Genomic DNA, 18,774 nt, shown 5'->3' on the forward strand with positions numbered 1-18,774 from the left:
CGCGCTCAGCCGAACGACAGGCGGAAGTCGGCCATCCGGAAGGAGGCCAGGGTCCGCCGGCCGCGGAGCCAGGCGAGCGGCCCGTCCGCGGCGAAGTCCCAGTGGCCGCGGCAGGGGAGGGTCCGGGCCGAGCCGCTGATGCCGGCCAGTCGGTCCTCGCCGTCGGTGTCCTCGATGCCCGGCTGCCAGGTGCCACCACGGAACGGCAGGCGTACGCCGGCCCGCGAGACGTCGGTGAACCAGGCCGAGGCGATCGGCCGCCGGGCGACCGACGCCGACCAGTCGGTGCGGGACAGCGGACCGGTGCGGCTGCTGTCCAGGGTGAAGTCACACAGGTCCTTCGGGATCGCCCAGAGCTCGCGACCGCCGGCCATCGACGCGGGGGAGTCCACCCAGATGTCGGTGATGGACACCCGTCGACCGGGTCCCGTCCGGACCGGACGGGCGACCAGCAGCTCGGAGTAGGTGAGCGGACTGCCGTCGTCGTAGCTGACGAACGCGGCGCCGTAGAGGCCGGCCGGACGCAGCTCGTCGACGTCCTCGTTCACCCGGAACAGCGAGCACCAAAGCTGCCCGACCATCGCCCAGGGCGCGTCGGGGTAGTCGACCCCCACCCTCAGTCCTCGGGGTCGTCGAGGCGCGCCAGCCAGGTGGCGAAGCGCTCCACGGCCGTCTCGAACTCCGGGTGGGTGTCGGTGAACTCCTGGAGCCGTTCGCCCAGCCACGCCAGGGTGACCTCTTCGTCACCCCGGCGCTTCTGGAGCTCCTCGATCCCGCGATCGGTGAAGTACATGCCGTTAGCTGAAGGCCCGGTCGAGCAGGTCCTTCTGCTCGGCCATGTGCCGCTTGACCGTGCCGACCGAGGGCGAGGACGACTGCTCGCGGGTGACCGGCTCGACGCGGGCGTCGACCTCCGGCCACACGTTGAGCGCGTAGTGCGGCCACGGGCCCATGTTGGCGGGCTCGTCCTGCACCCAGCGCACGACCTTGAGCTTGGGGAACTTCGCGATCTCGGCCTTGATGTCGTCCAGCGGACGCGGGTAGAGCTGCTCCACGCGGGCGATGGCGAACCGCTCGCCGTTCTCGCGCTTGGCCCGGTCGACCATCAGGTCCCAGGTCACGCGGCCCGAGCACAGCAGCAGCGTGTCGACCTTCTCGGGGTCGGCCTGGTCGTCGCCGATGAGCGGACGGAACGTGCCGGACGTGAAGTCGTCGGGCGCCGAGGCCGCCTCCTTGCGCTTGAGCATCGACTTCGGCGTGAAGACCACCAGCGGGCGGTGCTCCTCGCCCAGGGAGTGCTGGCGCAGCAGGTGGAAGTACGACGCGGGCGTGGACGGCTGGGCCACCACGAACGCCTCGTCGGCCGCCATCGTCAGGAACCGCTCGATGCGGGCCGAGGAGTGGTCGGGGCCCTGGCCCTCGTAGCCGTGCGGCAGGAGGAGCACGACACCGGACTGCTGGCGCCACTTGGTCTCGCCCGAGGAGATGAACTCGTCGATGACGGTCTGCGCGCCGTTGACGAAGTCGCCGAACTGGGCCTCCCACAGCACCAGGGCGTCGGGACGCGCCACGGAGTAGCCGTACTCGAAGCCGAGCGCGGCGTACTCGGAGAGCAGCGAGTCGTAGACGTGGAACTTCGCCTGGTCCTCGGTGAGCGAGGTCAGCGGGGTCCACTCGTCGGCGTTGACACGGTCGATGATCGTCGCGAAGCGCTGCACGAACGTGCCGCGGCGCGAGTCCTGCCCGGCCAAGCGGACCGGACGGCCCTCCATGAGCAGCGAGCCGAACGCGAGGATCTCGCCCGTGCCCCAGTCGATCGGGCCGTCGGTGATCGCGGCGGCGCGGCGCTGCAGCTGCGGCATCACCTTCGGGTGGACCGTGAAGCCCTCCGGCGGGGTGACGTAGGCGTCGGAGATCCGCTTGAGGACGTCGCGGGAGACGGCCGTGGCGGTGTCGCCGGCCGACTTCTCGGGGTAGTCCGGGACGGTGGTCCACTCCGAGGGCTGGCTGCTCGCCTCGCGCACCTCGGTGAAGACCCGCTCCAGCTGCTGCTGGTAGTCGCGGAGGACCTGCTCGGCCTCCTCGATCGTGATGTCGCCACGGCCGATGAGCGACTCGGTGTAGAGCTTGCGCACCGAGCGCTTCTGCTCGATCAGGTCGTACATCAGCGGCTGGGTGTACGACGGGTCGTCGCCCTCGTTGTGACCGCGGCGGCGGTAGCAGACGAGGTCGATGACGACGTCCTTCTTGAACGCCTGGCGGTACTCGAACGCGAGCCGGGCGACGCGGATGCACGCCTCCGGGTCGTCGCCGTTGACGTGGAAGATCGGCGCCTGCACCATCCGCGCCACGTCGGTGCAGTAGAGCGAGGAGCGCGAGGAGCCCGGCGAGGTGGTGAAGCCGACCTGGTTGTTGACGACCAGGTGGATGGTGCCGCCGGTGCGGTAGCCGCGGAGCTGGCTGAGGTTCAGCGTCTCGGCGACCACGCCCTGGCCCGCGAACGCCGCGTCACCATGGACGAGGAGCGGGAGGACGGGGTAGTCGGAGCCACGGTTGAGCACGTCCTGCTTGGCGCGGGCGATGCCCTCCAGGACCGGGTCGACCGCCTCGAGGTGCGAGGGGTTGGCGGCGACCGAGACCTTGATCTTGTCCGAGGATCCGGCCTCGAACTCGCCCTCGGCGCCGAGGTGGTACTTCACGTCGCCGGAGCCCTGGACCGTGCGCGGGTCGATGTTGCCCTCGAACTCGCGGAAGATCTGGGAGTACTTCTTGCCGACGATGTTGGCCAGCACGTTGAGGCGCCCGCGGTGGGCCATGCCGATCGCGACCTCGTCGAGGCCCGACTCGGCCGCGGCCTCGCAGATCTCGTCGATCACGGGGACCGTGGTCTCGCCGCCCTCGAGGCTGAAGCGCTTCTGGCCGACGAACTTGGTCTGCAGGAAGGTCTCGAAGGCCTCGGCCTGGTTGAGCTTCAGCAGGATCCGCAGCTGCTCCTCGCGGGGCGGCTTGGTGTGCGGCTGCTCGACGCGCTCCTGGATCCAGCGGCGCTGCTCGGGATCCATGATGTGCATGTACTCGATGCCGGTGGTGCGGCAGTAGGAGTCACGCAGGATGCCGAGGATCTGGCGCAGCTTCATGAAGCGCCGGCCCTCGCCGCCGAACGAGCCGGTGGCGAACTCGCGGTCGAGGTCCCACAGGGTCAGGCCGTGTGACTCCACCTCGAGGTCGGGGTGGCTGCGCTGGCGGTACTCGAGCGGGTCGGTGTCGGCCATCATGTGGCCGCGCACGCGGTAGGCGTGGATCAGCTCGAGGATGCGCGCCTGCTTGCTGATGTCGTCGTCGTGGGTGGTCGCGATGTCGCTGGACCAGCGGATCGGCTCATAGGGGATGCGCAGCGAGCGGAAGATCTCGTCGTAGAAGTCGTCCTGGCCGAGCAGCAGTTGGTGCATGCGCTTGAGGAACTCGCCCGACTGCGCGCCCTGGATGACGCGGTGGTCGTAGGTCGAGGTCAGCGTCATGACCTTGCTGATCGCATTGCGGGCGATCGCCTCGTCCGAGGCGCCCTGCCACTCGGGCGGGTACTCCATGGCGCCGACGCCGATGATGGCGCCCTGGCCCTTCATCAGGCGCGGGACGGAGTGGCTGGTGCCGATGCCGCCCGGGTTGGTCAGCGAGATCGACGTGCCCTGGAAGTCCACGACGCCGAGCTTGTTGTCGCGGGCCTTGCGGACGATCTCCTCGTAGGCGGTCCAGAAGCCCGCGAAGTCCATCGTCTCGGCGGCCTTGATGCTCGGCACGAGCAGCTGGCGCGAGCCGTCGGGCTTCGGGACGTCGATCGCGAGGCCGAGGTTGATGTGCGCCGGCGTGATCAGGTTGGGCTTGCCGTCGACGACGTCGAAGCCGACGTTCATCTCGGGCATCGACTTCAGGGCCTTGACCAGCGCGTAGCCGATCAGGTGCGTGAAGGAGACCTTGCCGCCGCGGGCACGGGCGAGGTGGTTGTTGATGACGGTGCGGTTGTCCCACAGAAGCTTGACCGGCACGCTGCGCACCGAGGTCGCGGTGGGGACGGTCAGCGACGCGTCCATGTTCTGGGCGGTGCGGGCCGGGGCGCCGCGGAGCACGGTGTAGGTCGGCTCGTCGCTCGCCGCGGCGGGGGCCGCCGGCTTAGACTCCTTGGGCACGGGGTTGCTCGTGCCCTGGGCGACCTCGGCGGCCTTGTTGGCCGGACGCGGCTTCGCCACGGGAGCCGGGCTCTCGGTCTTGTCCGCAGCCTTGTCCGCAGTCTTCTCGGGTGCCTTGGCGGCCGGGGCAGCAGCCGGGGCGGCCGGCTTCTCGGCCTGCTTCACCGCGACCGCGCCGTTGGCGGCCTGGCCGTTGGCGCCACCGCCGTTGGCCTGGAAGTACTTCACCCACGTCGCATCGACGCTCGAGGGATCCTTGACGTACTGGTCGTACATCTCCTCCACGAGCCACTCGTTGGCGCCGAAGTCGGCGGAGGGCTGTTCGGGAGACTGGCTGTCAGACTGATTGCCTGAGGACTGCGGCACGGGTGGGTTCGCCTCTTCCAGAGATCGCGCGCGGGGATCGATGATTCAGTCGTCAAGGCTAGACCCACACGCCAGCAAATGCTCGTGGAAGGGTCGCCTTTCGGGCAGGGTGTCACGGAAGCCACACGACAGGGAGATCCCCCACCATGCGAAACCCCGTCCGACCGGTCGCCGCCGCGGCCCTGGCGGTGGCCCTCACGGCCACTGCCTGCAGCGGCGACAGCACCGACGACAACCCCCCGGACAGCTCCACCTCGGCCTCCGCGACCGCCAGCGAGAGCGCCGCCCCCGAGGTCGTCACCAAGGCGACCCTCGGGAAGGTCACCGGCAAGCTGCCCAAGAAGGAGGGCGCGCACCTCAAGGAGGCGATCGGGTCGGTCGTCGACGCCTGGTTCGACGCCGCCTTCACCGCGGGCGACTACCCGCGCGGCGACTTCCACGACGCCTTCCCCGGGTTCACCACCGGCGCCCGGCAGGAGGCCGTCCACGACCGGAAGCTGATGAGCAACGCCGACATCGGCAAGCGCATCGACTCCGTGGAGGCCAGCAAGCGTCGCGTCCGCATCGACGTGCTGGCCGTGCGCCGCAAGCCGGTCGGCGTCACCGCCCGGGTCGTCCTCGACTTCGCGACCACCGGCAAGGTCGAGAGGCACCTGGAGGTGAAGGGCCGACTGTTCCTGACCCGCAACGACGACGGCTGGCGGGTCTTCGGCTACGACATGACCAAGGGAGGTGCCCGATGACCCCCCCGATGAATGCACTCCGCAAGCGCTACCCCCGCGCGCTGCGCACCCTCACCGTGGGCCTCGTGCTCGCCGTCGCCGCGCTGGTGGTGCCGGACTCGGCGGTGAAGTCCACCGAGATCGAGCTGGTGAAGGTCCACCAGGCCTCGGGCGTGGACCTGAGCCCCGACGTGGTCTGGATCCTCGCGGTGGGATCCGATGCCCGGCCCGGCGAGGACATGACCCACACGCGCGGCGACGCGCTCCAGCTGATCGGCATGAACACCAGGACCGGTGCGGCCGCGGCGATCGGCGTACCCCGTGACTCCTGGGTCGACATCCCGGGCCACGGCTACGACAAGATCAACGCCTCGCTCTACTACGGCGGCCCCGAGCTCCTCGGGCAGACGGTCGGCAACCTGGTGGGCATCCAGCCCGACTACGTGTTCGTGACCCGGTTCAAGTACTTCATCGCGATGGTGCGCGACATCGGCGGCATCGAGGTGGACAACCCCATCGCCTTCGACGACACCTACCTCAAGCCGCGCGGCTTCCGGGCCGGGCGGATCCACCTCGGCGGGTACGACGCCATGGCGTTCTCGCGGATCCGGCACAACCTGATCCGCGGCGACTTCGACCGCTCGGCCAACCAGCAGCGGGTGCTGCGCGGCATCCAGGCCAAGGTCCGCGCCCGCTCCCACGAGCGGGGCTTCATGGAGCGCGGGGTGCTGTCGGTGATGGCGCACCTGCACACGGGTCTGCCGCCCGCCGAGCTCTTCCGGCTCGGCCAGGCGGTGGCGCAGGTCGACCCGCACAAGATCACGACCTGTGTCGTGCAGGGCGGCATCGGCGACATCGGCGGCGCCAGCGTGGTGCTGCCCTTCACCAGCCAGGCGCGGATGCTCGGCGACGAGGCCCGCGCTGACGCCACCCTCGAGCACTGCTGAGACGCGAGAACCGGGCGGCCCGTGAGGGACCGCCCGGTCTCGTGGGGCATCAGGTGTGGGTCAGCGCGGGAAGATCTTCCCGGCCGCCCAGCCCAGGTCCATGATCGAGCCGCCGGGCGTGAACGAGTCGCTCAGGGTCAGCACGACCGCGTGCACCTCGGAGCCGTAGAAGTTGTTCTTCACGACCCGGTACTGCAGGAAGTTGCCGGTGCCGTCGCCGAGCTCGATGGTCTCGCCGGGCTTGGGCACGGCCACCTCCTCGCCGTTGACCAGGATCTTGGCGATGCTCGTGTCGATCGACTTGCGGACCCGGTTGGTGCCGGCCGGCTTGTACATGTGGACGGTCGAGGCGATGCCGTCGATCTCCAGGCCGATGCTGTCCAGGGTGATCTTGCCGAGCTTGCTGGAGACCATGCCGCGGGCCGAGCCGTCGGAGAGCTGCTTGCCCATGAAGGCGTAGTCGATGCCGGTCAGGGTGGCGAGGCCCCCCAGGACGGAGGCATCGGCGAGGTGCTGCTTCTTGACCTTGCCGCCCGTGCCCTCGCAGGGGATGGAGCGCTGGCCGAGGTTGCCCATGTGCAGGGCGTTCCCGGAGAACATGTCCAGGCCCATGGCGGTGGAGCGGAAGACGCCGCCGGGGACGGGCCTGGCGATGCGGGTGCGGGCCCGGCCGAGCTCGAGCACCGTCGGGTGGCCGGTCAGGTCGGTCATCAGGCGCAGCGCGTAGGTCTCGGAGATCGCGTGGTCGGAGGTGGCGCTGCCGCTCTTGACGCCGGCGAGGCCGATGCTGCCCAGGCCCGGGATCTCGATGACGCCGCCGGTGGCCTGCTGGAGGACGTCGATGACCGCGCCGGTCACCTGTCCGCCGGTCTGGGTCAGCGTGTCGAGCAGGTCCTGGAGCTCCGGCGGGATCCCGTCGGGGAGGTTGGTGATCGTCAGCTCGGGGGCCGTGAACGTCTCCTGGTGACCGAACGTGCCGGTCTTGGCGTCGTAGAAGGCGTTCGAGATCGACCGGAGGCCCTGGAGGGACAGCTTCGGGGTGGACCCGTCGGTGGCGCCGAGGACGACGTCGCCCACCGTCGAGATGCCCTTGACGCCGTTGAGGCCGGCCGCGGCGTCGCGGTAGGTCTCGGTCGAGCTGGACAGGGCCGAGACGTGGACGTAGTCGTTGCCGGGGACCGAGACGGTGGAGTTCTTGACGACCTCGCGGCCGGCGTAGCTGGTGCAGCGCTGCTGGGCGTAGGCGTCCTTCAGCGTGCGGAGCTCGACGCCGTCGACGAGCACCTTCGCGCCGTAGACGTCGCCCTTGTAGCCGAAGTTGGTCGGGACCGGCTTGGCGTGGGTGGCGGAGTGGCCCCGGGCCGCGTCGGCCGCGGGGTTGGTGACGAGGGCGCCGGAGACACCGGCTGCGCAGACCGCGGTGACCGCGATCGCCCTGCTGAGGGACTTCTTCATGGTTCCTGCCTTCATCCTGGGGTGAGCCGCGTTCCCTCCACGGTCGTTGCGGCACTGGCGGATGACCCAGCCGAGATCCAGGTCACCGGGAAGCGAGGCGCACCCCTTCCCGGCGAGGAAATCTCCGGGCAGATTCCCTCAGGTCAGGCAACTGCCTGCCGATGCGATGGGTTACTGCCAGGTAAGTAGTCCTTTCGGGCCATTTCCGTGCGGGGGTACGCCGCCGCCGGGTCCTCGCGGACGCCGACTCACCGGGGGAAGACGTGCGCCGCCGCCCACCCGAAGTCGAGGACCGAGTCGAAGTCGGTCAGGGTCACGCGCACGGCGTGCACCTCGGAGCCGTAGAAGTTGCTCTTCACGATCCGGGTCTCGATCACGCCGCCCTGGAAGCTCAGGGACTTGCCGGGGGGCGGGACCGGCTGCTCCTCGCCGTTGACCAGGATCTTGCCGACGCTGAAGGTGATCGTCCGCCCGACCGCGCCGGTGGGGTGCCGGTGGTCGACCGCGACCTTGCCGTTGACGTCGTCGAGCTCGAGGTTGACCGCCGGGATCTCGACCTTGTCGATGTGGCTGGAGGTGAAGCCGCTGGCCGTGCCGTCGGCGTTCTGGTCGCCCTTGAACCGGTAGTCGATGCCGGTCAGGTTGACGATCACGCCCAGGGCCAGTGAGGCCGAGTCGACGTGCTGGTGCTTGACCTTGCCGCCGGTGCCCTCGCAGGGGATGGAGCGCTGCTGGATGTTGCCGAGGTGCAGGGTGTTGTTGAGCGCGTAGGCGTCCATGCCCATCGCGATCGAGCGGAACACGCCGCCCGGGGTCGGGCTGCCGATGCGGGTGCGGGCGCGACCGAGCTCGAGGGTCTGGTTCTGGCCGTTGGCGTCCACGTTGATCTTGAGGGCGTAGCTCTCCGAGATGGCGAAGTGCGATCCGGTGCTGCCCTTGTTGGTGCCCAGCGAGATGCTGCCGAGCCCGGGGATCTCGATGGGGGTGTTGGCGCTCTGGAGCACGTCGACCACCTGGCCGACCACGTCGCCCGTGGTGCTGTCGATCGCGTCGAGCAGGTCCTGCAGCTCGGGCGGGACGGGGACGGAGTCGGAGAGGTGGGCGATCTGGAAGCTGGCGAAGTCCAGCGCCTCCCGGTGGCCGAACCCCTGCGCGGAGTGGAAGGCGTCGGAGCTGGTGGTGAAGCCCTTGATGGAGATGGTGGGGGTCTGCTGGCCGCCCACGTCGCCCCCGATCTCCACGTCGGAGATGGCGCTGGAGCCGCGGACGCCGTACGTGCCGGTGTCGGCGTCGCGGTAGGTCCGGGTGCGGCTGGTCGTGGCCGAGACGTTGATGAGCGGGTTGTCCGGGACGGCGGCGGTGGAGCTCTTCACGACCTCGCGGCCGGCGTAGCGCGTGCAGCGCTGCTGGGCGTAGGCGTCCTTGACCGAGCGCTGCTCGACGTTCTCCAGCAGGAGCTTCACGCCGAACACGTCGCCCTTGAACCCGAAGTCGGTCGGCATCGGCTTGCCCGTCGTGCCGTCGCTCCCGTGCTGGGCCTCCGCGGGGGTGCCGCCGGCCAGGGCGCCCGCCAGGGCGGCGGCCAGGGCGGCCGATGCAGCCACCGCGCGCCTCATCGATGTCGTCACGTGTGTCTCCCTCACCCGCAGGTCGGCTACGCGCAGGTAACCCCGTTGGGTGGGGGATACCCACGTGGGGGAGAGAACTCACCCGTGACCGGGTGTGGACCAGACCAGTGCCGCCCCGAGGGGGCGGGCGGCGGCCGTTGATGAGGTGAAGCGCCCCCGGAAGGATTCGAACCTTCGACTCCTGGTACCGGAAACCAGTGCTCTATCCCCTGAGCTACGGAGGCAATGCTGCCGCGTCGACGCTGCGCCGCGGTGGCTGCGATGACCCTACAACCGACCCGCGGTCGGCCAGCAATCGGGCCGCAATCGGCCCGCGCATCCCACGACCGATCGCGGTTCGGGGCTGCACGGGGCGCGCCGATAGGCTGGCTGGGTGACTCCCGAGCAGCTCTCCGCGACCATCGTCGACGCCCTGACGACCCTCTCCGACGAGGGGGCGATCAGCCTGCCGGACGGAGTGCCGGTGACGGTGACGGTGGAGCGACCCCGGCAGAAGGGTCACGGCGACTACGCCACCAACGTGGCGCTGCAGCTGGCCAAGAAGGCCGGGATGCCGCCGCGCGACTTCGCCACGATCGTCCACGACCGGCTCGTGCAGACCGACGGCATCGACGGCGTCGAGATCGCCGGGCCCGGCTTCCTCAACATCTCGGTGTCGGCCGGGTCGCAGGGCCGGGTCGCGGCCGAGGTCGCGGCTGCGGGGGCGACGTACGGCTCGAGCGGGGTGTTCGCGGGGGAGAGGATCAACCTCGAGTTCGTCTCGGCCAACCCGACCGGCCCGCTCCACCTCGGCGGCACCCGCTGGGCCGCGGTCGGCGACGCGCTCGGCCGGATCTTCGAGTTCACCGGCGCCGACGTCACCCGCGAGTACTACTTCAACGACCACGGCGCCCAGATCGACCGGTTCTCCCGGTCGCTGCTGGCCAGCGCCCGCGGCGAGGGAGTCCCCGAGGACGGCTACGGCGGCGACTACATCCACGAGATCGCCAAGGCGGTCGTGGACCAGCGCCCCGACGCCGTGGACCTGCCCGACGAGGAGGCCAACGAGGTCTTCCGCCAGGTCGGCGTGACCATGATGTTCGCCGAGATCAAGCAGGACCTCCACGACTTCGGTGTGGACTTCGACGTCTACTTCCACGAGGACGACCTGCACCGGAGCGGCGCGGTCGACAGGGCGATCCAGCGGCTGACCGAGCTCGGCAACACCTACGAGCAGGACGGCGCCCTGTGGCTGGTCACCGAGAAGTACGGCGACGACAAGGACCGCGTCATCGTCCGCTCCAACGGACAGCCGGCCTACCTGTCCGGTGACCTGGCCTACTACCTCGACAAGCGCGAGCGCGGCTTCGAGCGCTGCTTCATCATGCTGGGGGCCGACCACCACGGCTACGTCGGCCGGATGAACGCCATGTGCGCGGCCTTCGGTGACGAGCCGGGCCGCAACCTGGAGATCCTGATCGGGCAGATGGTCAACCTGCTCAAGGACGGCCAGCCGATGCGGATGTCCAAGCGGGCGGGGACGGTCATCTCGATGAACGACCTCGTCGACGCCATCGGCAAGGACGCCTCGCGCTACGTGCTGGCGCGCTACACCAGTGACACCAACATCGACATCGACCTCGACCTCTGGGCGAAGGCGAGCAACGACAACCCCGTCTACTACGTCCAGTACGCCCACGCCCGGGTCTCCTCGATCCTGCGCAACGCCGCCGACCTGGGCCTGGCGCCCGCCCATGGCGACGACTTCGACCCCGGCCTCCTGGCCCACGAGAAGGAGGGCGACCTCCTGCGCGCCCTCGCGGAGTTCCCGCGGGTCGTCGCCAGCGCCGCCGAGCTGCGCGAGCCGCACCGCGTCGCCCGCTACCTCGAGGACACGGCCGGCATCTACCACCGCTTCTACGACAACTGCCGCGTGCTGCCGATGGGCGACGAGGAGCCCAGCGACCTGCACCGCGCCAGGCTCCTGCTCATCGAGGCCACCCGCACCGTGCTCGCCAACGGCCTCGGCCTGCTCGGCGTCTCCGCCCCGGAGCGGATGTGAGGGCGCACGAGGCCGGCTGGGCGCACGCCGAGGGCCCCAAGGGCCCGTCCTGGCTCCGGCTCCCCGCCGACACCAACGAGCTCGTCAGCCACCTGTGGTCGACCACGGCCACCAAGGTCGACGGCGTCCTCGAGGTCGGGGGAGTCGCCCTGCCGGACCTGGTCGCCGAGCACGGCTCGCCCGCCTACGTCCTGGACGAGGCGGACTTCCGCGCCCGGGCCGGCGCGTTCCGCGACGCGTTCGCGGCGTACGACGTCTTCTACGCGGGCAAGGCGTTCCTCTCCACCACCACGGCCCGCTGGGTCGCGGAGGAGGGGCTCTGCCTCGACGTGTGCTCGGGCGGGGAGCTGACCGTCGCCGAGCGCGCCGGCTTCGACATGTCCCGCGTGGGCTTCCACGGCAACAACAAGACCGTGGCCGAGCTGCGGCGCGCCGTGCGGCTCGGGGTCGGGCGCGTCATCGTCGACTCCTTCAGCGAGATCGAGCGGCTCGCGGCCGTGGCCACCGAGCTCGGGGCCACCGCCCGCGTGATGATCCGCGTGACCGCGGGCGTCGAGGCGCACACCCACGAGTACATCGCGACCGCGCACGAGGACCAGAAGTTCGGCTTCTCGATCACCTCGGGCGACGCGTTCGCGGCCGTCCGGCAGGTCCAGGACGCGCCGGGCCTCGAGCTGCTCGGCCTGCACTCGCACATCGGCTCGCAGATCTTCGACTCCTCCGGCTTCGAGGTCGCCGCCCGCCGGGTGCTCGCGCTGCAGGCGCGCGTCTCGGAGGAGCTCGGCGTCACGCTGCCGGAGATGGACCTCGGTGGCGGCTTCGGCATCGCCTACACGACCCAGGACGACCCGTCGGACCCCGCGCAGCTCGCGACGGAGATGACCAAGATCGTCGAGCACGAGTGCCGGGCGCTGGGCATCCCCGAGCCGCACCTGTCCATCGAGCCCGGCCGCGCGATCGTCGGACCCGCCATGTGCACCGTCTACGAGGTCGGGACCGTCAAGCCGGTCGCCCTCGACGGCGGCGCGGTCCGGACCTACGTGTCGGTCGACGGCGGCATGAGCGACAACATCCGCACCGCCCTCTACGACGCCGACTACTCCTGCACGCTCGCCTCGCGGTCCTCGGAGGCGCCGCCGGTGCTGGCGCGCGTGGTCGGCAAGCACTGCGAGGCCGGCGACATCGTGGTCAAGGACGAGTTCCTGCCCGCCGACGTCGCCCCTGGGGACCTGCTGGCGGTGCCGGGCACGGGTGCCTACTGTCGCTCGATGGCCTCCAACTACAACCACGCGCTCCGGCCCCCGGTGATCGCGGTGCGGGACGGCGCGACGCGGGTCGTCGTACGCCGCGAGACTGAGGACGACCTGTTGGCTACAGACGTGGGTGATGAGCAGTGAGGGACGGCAAACCGCTCAAGGTGGCGGTGCTCGGGTGCGGCTCGGTGGGTTCGCAGGTGGTGCGGCTGCTCGGTGAGCAGTCCGGCGACCTGGCGGCCCGGGTCGGCGCTCCGGTCGAGCTGGTCGGCGTCGCCGTACGCCGGCTCGACGCGGCGCGCGAGGTCGAGGTGCCAGAGGGCCTGCTGACGACCGACGCGGCCGGGCTGGTCGCCCGGGCGGACGTCGACCTGGTCGTCGAGGTGATCGGCGGCATCGAGCCGGCGCGCTCGCTGATCCTCTCCGCGCTCGAGAACGGCGCGAGCGTGGTCACGGCCAACAAGGCGCTGCTCGCCGAGGACGGGCCCACGCTGTTCGAGGCCGCCGAGAAGGCGGGGCGCGACCTCTACTACGAGGCTGCCGTCGCCGGTGCGATCCCGATCCTGCGGCCGCTGCGCGAGTCGCTGGCCGGGGACAAGGTCACCCGGGTGCTCGGCATCGTCAACGGCACCACCAACTTCATCCTCGACAAGATGGACAGCTCGGGGGCCGGCTTCACCGAGGCGCTCGAGGAGGCCCAGGAGCTCGGCTACGCGGAGGCCGACCCGACCGCCGACGTCGAGGGCTTCGACGCCGCCGCCAAGGCCGCCATCCTGGCGTCGCTGGCGTTCCACTCGCGCGTGACGGCCAACGACGTCTACCGCGAGGGCATCTCCGAGGTCACCGCCGCCGACGTGCAGTCGGCGCGCGAGATGGGCTCGGTCGTGAAGCTGCTCGCCATCTGCGAGCTCAAGGACGACGCCGTCGCCGTGCGTGTGCACCCCGCGATGATCCCGCGGTCGCACCCGCTCGCGTCGGTGCGCGAGGCCTACAACGCGGTCTTCGTGGAGTCGCAGGCCGCCGGACAGCTGATGTTCTACGGCCCCGGCGCGGGCGGCTCGCCCACGGCCTCGGCCGTGCTCGGCGACCTGGTCACCGTCGCCCGCAACCGCCTCGCGAACACCCGGGGCGCCGGTGAGTCGGCGTACGCCGACCGGGCGGTGCTGCCGATGGGGGAGACCCTCACCCGCTACCACGTCGCGATCGACGTGGCCGACAAGGCCGGTGTGCTGGCCGCCGTCGCGCTCGCGTTCGCCGAGCACGGCGTGTCGATCCAGACGGTGCGCCAGGAGGGCCGGGGCGACGAGGCCCAGCTGGTGGTGGTCTCCCACGAGGCCACCGACGCCCAGCTCAGCTCCACGGTCGAGCACTTGCGCGGCATGGACATGGTGCGCGAGGTCACCTCGGTGATGCGCGTCGAGGGAGACCAGGAATGAATCTCGACCCTTCGACAAGCTCAGGACAGGCCAAGCTCGATCACCGGCAGGTGACCCGGACCCACCAGTGGCGGGGCGTCATCGAGGAGTACCGCCACCTCCTCGAGATCCCCGAGGGCACGCCCGCCGTCACCCTCCGTGAGGGCGGCACCCCGCTCGTCCACTCCGAGTGGCTCTCCGGCCTGACCGGGGCCGAGGTGTGGCTCAAGGTCGAGGGCGACAACCCGACCGGGTCGTTCAAGGACCGCGGCATGACCGCGGCCATCTCGGTGGCCAAGCACGACGGTGCCGAGGCCGTGGTGTGCGCCTCGACCGGCAACACGTCGGCGTCGATGGCGGCCTACGCCGCCAAGGCCGGCCTCAAGCCGCTCGTGCTCGTGCCCGAGGGCAAGATCGCGGCCGGCAAGATGGCCCAGGCGATCCTGCACGGCGCCCAGGTCATCATGGTGCGCGGCAACTTCGACGACTGCCTCGGTATCGCCAAGGGGCTGGCCTGGGACTACCCGGTCGCCCTGGTCAACTCCGTCAACCCGGTCCGGCTCCAGGGCCAGAAGACGGCCGCCTTCGAGATCGTCGACTTCCTCGGCGACGCCCCCGACTTCCACCTGCTGCCCGTGGGCAACGCCGGCAACATCTCGGCCTACTGGCTCGGCTACCAGCAGTACGCCGACCTCGGGCTCGCGACCAGGCGGCCGGTGATGCGCGGCTTCCAGGCCGAGGGCGCCTCGCCGCTCGTCACCGGCGAGCCGTTCCCTGACCCCGAGACCAAGGCCACCGCGATCCGGATCGGCAACCCGGCGTCGTGGAAGCTCGCCGAGGCGGCGCGCGACGAGTCGGGCGGTCGCTTCGCGGCCGTGACCGACGACCAGATCCTGTCGGCCCAGCGTGACCTGGCCTCCCACGACGGCGTCTTCGTCGAGCCGGCCTCCGCGGCCGGTGTCGCGGGGCTGCTGCAGGAGCTCGCCCACGGGGAGTCCTACGCCGGCACCTCGGTGGTCATCACGGTCACCGGGCACGGGCTGAAGGACACCGCCACCGCGCTCGAGGGCCTCGCCGGCAGCGGCCAGCGCATCGTCGACACGGTGTGCGACGCCGACGTGGCCTCCGCCGCGCGCGCGGCCGGGCTCGCCTGACGGCATGGTGACCTTCGTCAGCGGCCCGGTCCGCGTCTCGGTCCCCGCGACCTCGGCCAACCTCGGCCCCGGCTTCGACTCGCTCGGGCTCGCGCTCGACCTGCGCGACGAGCTCGAGGCCGAGGTCACGACCGGCGGCCTGGCCGTCGAGGTCTCCGGGGTCGGGGCGGACGACGTGCCCCGGGACGAGTCGCACCTGGTCGTCCGCTCGATGCGTGCCGCGTTCGCCAAGATGGGCGCCGAGCCCGCCGGCCTGCGGCTGGCCTGCGCCAACGTGATCCCGCACGCCCGCGGGCTGGGGTCGTCCTCGGCGGCCATCGTGGCCGGGGTGTGCCTGGCCCGGGCCCTGGTCGCCGGCGGCACGCTCCTCATGGACGACGACGCAGTCTTCCGGCTCGCCGCGCGGATCGAGGGGCACCCGGACAACGTGGCACCCGCCTTCCACGGCGGCTTCGTGATCTCGGGGCAGGAGGACGGCGAGTTCTACGCCGTGGCGTCGTCGGTCGACCCGCGCGTGGCGGCCGTCGTGTTCGTGCCGCCCACCCCGGTCTCGACCGAGGTGGCGCGTGGACTGCTCCCTGCGGAGGTGCCGCACGCCGACGCAGCCGCCGACGCGGGCCGGACCGCCCTGCTGGTCGCGGCGCTCGCCGGTCAGCCCGAGCACCTCCACCGGGCCACGCGGGACTACCTCCACCAGGACTACCGGCGGCCGGCCATGCCCGAGTCGCTCGCCCTCGTGGACCTGCTCCGCGGGGAGGGGCACGCCGCCATCGTCTCCGGCGCCGGCCCGACCGTGCTGGTCTTCACCGAGGGGCAGGAGTCCGGCGCCGCGGCGGACCTGGTCGCCCGGTGCCCCGAGGGCTGGGCGGTGCACCACCTCACTGTCGACCGGGACGGGGTCCGCGTCGGCCCCTGACCGACCCGTTGAGCCGACAGCGCCGAATAACGTGCCCCGGCACACATTTGGCGAGCCGGATGCTACGGTGGAAATGCGTCAGACATCTCGACGTAGCACTCTCGGTGACCCCTCCCTCAACCGGTGGCAGCACCCGGGTGCAACTCCTTCCTCATTCATGTGGGCCTCGCCCCACACCTCCGCCATCGCCCTCCCCTGTGGTGAGCCACGGCGGTCGAGGAAGCAATGACCAGACGCCGGCGGTCCCCACCGGGACCGGCTCGGCAGTGATACGTGGGAAGGACCTCACGTGACGGAAACCATCGAATCCACCACCGCAGCCTCCGGGGACGCCCCGAAGAAGCGCGGTGGGGGACTCAACTCCATGCTCATCGCCGACCTGAAGTCGATGGCCGGCAGCATGGGGATCCCCGGTGCGGGCGCCATGAAGAAGGCGCAGCTCGTCGAGGCGATCAAGGCCGCCCAGGGTGGCGGCGCGGCGCGCCCGGCCCGCGAGAAGGCGGCCGAGAAGCCCCGCGACAAGGCGCCGGCACCCGAGAAGGCACCCGAGAAGGCGCCCGAGAAGGCGGCCGAGCAGCCGGCGGAGAAGCCCGCCGAGAAGCCGGCCGAGCAGCGCCAGGAGCGCCGCCAGCAGAACCAGGACGACCAGCAGGGTGGCCGCGCTCGCGGTGACCGGCAGCAGGACCGCCAGGGCCGCAACCAGGACCGGCAGCAGGACCGCCAGCAGGACCGCCAGCAGCAGGACCGTCAGCAGCAGGACCGCCAGCAGCAGGACCGCCAGCAGCAGGACCGTCAGCAGCAGGACCGCCAGCAGCAGGACCGCCAGCAGCAGGACCGTCAGCAGCAGGACCGCCAGCAGCAGGACCGCCAGCAGGGCAACCAGCCGGGTGGCCAGCAGCAGGGCGGCCAGCCGCAGGGCGAGGAGGGCGAGGGCCGTCGCAACCGCCGACGCCGCGGCCGCGACCGGGACCGCACCGGCGGCGGCAACCGCCCCGGCGGTGCCCCCGGCCAGCGCAACGAGCCCGACACCACGATCCTCGAGGACGACGTCCTCGTGCCGGCCGCCGGCATCCTCGACGTGCTGGACAACTACGCGTTCGTGCGCACCAGCGGCTACCTCCCCGGTGCCGACGACGTCTACGTGTCGCTCTCGATGGTGCGCAAGCTCGGCCTCCGCCGCGGTGACGCCATCGTCGGCCAGGTGCGCCAGCCCCGCGAGGGCGAGAGCCGGGCCAAGTTCAACCCGATGGTGCAGATCGACAGCGTCAACGGCGCCGACCCCGAGGCCAGCAAGGGCCGCGTGGAGTTCGCGAAGCTGACACCGCTCTACCCCTCGGAGCGGCTGCGCCTCGAGACCGAGCCGACCAACCTGATCGGCCGGGTCATCGACATCGCCGCCCCCATCGGCAAGGGGCAGCGCGGCCTGATCGTGTCCCCGGCCAAGGCCGGCAAGACGATGATCATGCAGTCGATCGCCAACTCCATCACGACCAACAACCCCGAGTGCCACCTCATGGTCGTGCTCGTCGACGAGCGCCCCGAGGAGGTCACCGACTTCGAGCGCTCGGTCAAGGGCGAGGTCATCTCCTCGACGTTCGACCGGCCGGCCGCCGACCACACGATGGTCGCCGAGCTCGCGATCGAGCGTGCCAAGCGGCTGGTCGAGCTGGGTCACGACGTGGTCGTGCTCCTCGACGGCATCACCCGCCTGGGCCGCGCCTACAACCTGGCCGCCCCGGCCAGCGGCCGGATCCTGTCCGGTGGCGTCGACTCGGCGGCGCTCTACCCGCCGAAGCGGTTCTTCGGTGCCGCCCGCAACATCGAGAACGGCGGCTCGCTGACGATCCTGGCCACGGCGCTCATCGAGAGCGGCTCGAAGATGGACGAGGTGATCTTCGAGGAGTTCAAGGGCACCGGCAACATGGAGATCCGCCTGCGTCGCGACTTCGCGGACAAGCGTCTCTTCCCGGCCATCGACGCCGTCCAGTCGGGCACGCGTCGCGAGGAGCTCCTGATGAGCAAGGAGGAGCTCGCCATCGTCTGGAAGCTCCGCCGGGTGCTCTCCGGGCTCGACGGCCAGCAGGCGCTCGAGCTGCTGCTGGAGCGCCTGAAGAAGTCGCACACCAACATCGAGTTCCTGATGCAGGTGCAGAAGACGACGCCCACCACGGGCGGCGGCGACGACTGAGTCGTCCCCTCCAGTTTGGCCACCGGGCCGGGCCGTTCCTTCGGGTGCGGCTCGGCCCGTTGTGCGTGCGGATGCCCTAGGCTTCACGCACACGAGATGCGGGGACAGCACTCGGTGAGCGAAGGGGACACACGTGGCTCGGATCCTGGTAGCTGACGACGACGTCGACATCCGAGAGCTCGTCGAGTTCAAGCTGTCCACCCTGGGTCACGACGTCGTCGCGGTCTCCGACGGTGCCGCCGCGATCGACGCCTGCCAGGCCCAACGACCCGACCTCGCCGTCCTCGACGTGATGATGCCGGGCGTCTCCGGCCTCGACGCCATCCGCGCCATCCGTGCCGATCCGGCCCTGGCCGACCTGCCGGTCATCCTGTTGACCGCGCGGGCCCAGGAGAGCGACGTCGAGACCGGCTTCGACTCCGGGGCCGACGACTACATCACCAAGCCCTTCAGTCCCCGGGAGCTCGCCTCCCGCGTCCAGGCCCTGCTCTCCAGGGTGCGCTAG

14 protein-coding genes and 1 tRNA gene are annotated in these 18,774 nt (G+C 70.8%); 9 read left to right on the forward strand and 6 right to left on the reverse strand.

Translation table 11 applies throughout. From position 1 onward, the window contains the following. Positions 1-5 precede the first annotated feature (5 nt). The 3 genes from EJF31_RS01510 to EJF31_RS01515 are packed head-to-tail and all read right to left on the reverse strand — an operon-like array spanning position 6 to position 4,550. Complete coding sequence (locus EJF31_RS01510; RefSeq protein ID WP_125035336.1) at positions 6-614, reverse strand: acetoacetate decarboxylase family protein; 609 nt, start codon at positions 612-614, stop codon at positions 6-8. Positions 615-616: 2 nt separating this feature from the next. Then, a complete protein-coding gene (locus tag EJF31_RS21715) occupies positions 617-793 on the reverse strand; it encodes a DUF6104 family protein (protein ID WP_181407740.1) in 177 nt (58 codons plus the stop codon). A 4-nt stretch (positions 794-797) separates the two neighbouring features. Beyond that, positions 798-4,550 carry a multifunctional oxoglutarate decarboxylase/oxoglutarate dehydrogenase thiamine pyrophosphate-binding subunit/dihydrolipoyllysine-residue succinyltransferase subunit gene (locus tag EJF31_RS01515; RefSeq protein WP_125035337.1) on the reverse strand — a complete coding sequence of 1,251 codons (3,753 nt, stop codon included), beginning with the start codon at positions 4,548-4,550 and terminating at the stop codon, positions 798-800. A gap of 146 nt (positions 4,551-4,696) precedes the next feature. Here EJF31_RS01515 and EJF31_RS01520 point away from each other — a divergent pair, with 146 nt between their 5' ends. Beyond that, positions 4,697-5,293 (forward strand): hypothetical protein, encoded by a 597-nt coding sequence (locus EJF31_RS01520; protein ID WP_125035338.1) that lies wholly within the window; start codon positions 4,697-4,699, stop codon positions 5,291-5,293. Then, positions 5,290-6,219 carry an LCP family protein gene (locus EJF31_RS01525; RefSeq protein WP_260430571.1) on the forward strand — a complete coding sequence of 310 codons (930 nt, stop codon included), beginning with the start codon at positions 5,290-5,292 and terminating at the stop codon, positions 6,217-6,219. Before EJF31_RS01520 ends, EJF31_RS01525 begins: the two co-directional genes overlap by 4 nt. A 60-nt stretch (positions 6,220-6,279) precedes the next feature. Here the strand turns inward: EJF31_RS01525 and EJF31_RS01530 are convergent, their stop codons facing one another. The 3 genes from EJF31_RS01530 to EJF31_RS01540 form a co-directional block, all read right to left on the reverse strand. Continuing rightward, positions 6,280-7,674 carry a hypothetical protein gene (locus EJF31_RS01530; protein WP_125035339.1) on the reverse strand — a complete coding sequence of 465 codons (1,395 nt, stop codon included), beginning with the start codon at positions 7,672-7,674 and terminating at the stop codon, positions 6,280-6,282. 248 nt (positions 7,675-7,922) lie between these two features. Next, positions 7,923-9,278, reverse strand: coding sequence for a hypothetical protein (locus EJF31_RS01535; RefSeq protein WP_125035340.1), 1,356 nt, complete (start codon positions 9,276-9,278; stop codon positions 7,923-7,925). 175 nt (positions 9,279-9,453) lie between these two features. Then, a tRNA-Arg gene (locus EJF31_RS01540) sits at positions 9,454-9,526 on the reverse strand. A gap of 149 nt (positions 9,527-9,675) precedes the next feature. Here EJF31_RS01540 and argS point away from each other — a divergent pair. The 7 genes from argS to EJF31_RS01575 all read left to right on the forward strand — a co-directional run bounded on the left by argS (position 9,676) and on the right by EJF31_RS01575 (position 18,774). After that, positions 9,676-11,343, forward strand: coding sequence for an arginine--tRNA ligase (argS, locus tag EJF31_RS01545; protein WP_125035341.1), 1,668 nt, complete (start codon positions 9,676-9,678; stop codon positions 11,341-11,343). After that, positions 11,340-12,740, forward strand: coding sequence for a diaminopimelate decarboxylase (lysA, locus tag EJF31_RS01550; protein WP_125035342.1), 1,401 nt, complete (start codon positions 11,340-11,342; stop codon positions 12,738-12,740). Before argS ends, lysA begins: the two co-directional genes overlap by 4 nt. After that, positions 12,737-14,032, forward strand: coding sequence for a homoserine dehydrogenase (locus EJF31_RS01555; protein WP_125035343.1), 1,296 nt, complete (start codon positions 12,737-12,739; stop codon positions 14,030-14,032). The genes lysA and EJF31_RS01555 overlap by 4 nt, the downstream gene beginning before the upstream one ends. Continuing rightward, the gene (thrC, locus tag EJF31_RS01560) at positions 14,029-15,165 is read left to right on the forward strand and encodes a threonine synthase (protein WP_125035344.1); all 1,137 of its coding nucleotides are present in this window, start codon (positions 14,029-14,031) and stop codon (positions 15,163-15,165) included. The genes EJF31_RS01555 and thrC overlap by 4 nt, the downstream gene beginning before the upstream one ends. Positions 15,166-15,169: 4 nt before the next feature. Continuing rightward, positions 15,170-16,081, forward strand: a complete 912-nt coding sequence (gene thrB / locus EJF31_RS01565) for a homoserine kinase (protein WP_125035345.1) — start codon at positions 15,170-15,172, stop codon at positions 16,079-16,081. A gap of 289 nt (positions 16,082-16,370) precedes the next feature. Continuing rightward, positions 16,371-18,269 (forward strand): transcription termination factor Rho, encoded by a 1,899-nt coding sequence (gene rho / locus EJF31_RS01570; protein WP_260430572.1) that lies wholly within the window; start codon positions 16,371-16,373, stop codon positions 18,267-18,269. A gap of 133 nt (positions 18,270-18,402) precedes the next feature. Then, the gene (locus tag EJF31_RS01575; protein ID WP_125035346.1) at positions 18,403-18,774 is read left to right on the forward strand and encodes a response regulator transcription factor; all 372 of its coding nucleotides are present in this window, start codon (positions 18,403-18,405) and stop codon (positions 18,772-18,774) included.

This window comes from Nocardioides sp. LS1 (assembly GCF_003865225.1).
In the GTDB taxonomy this organism is placed as follows: domain Bacteria; phylum Actinomycetota; class Actinomycetes; order Propionibacteriales; family Nocardioidaceae; genus Nocardioides; species Nocardioides ginsengisegetis.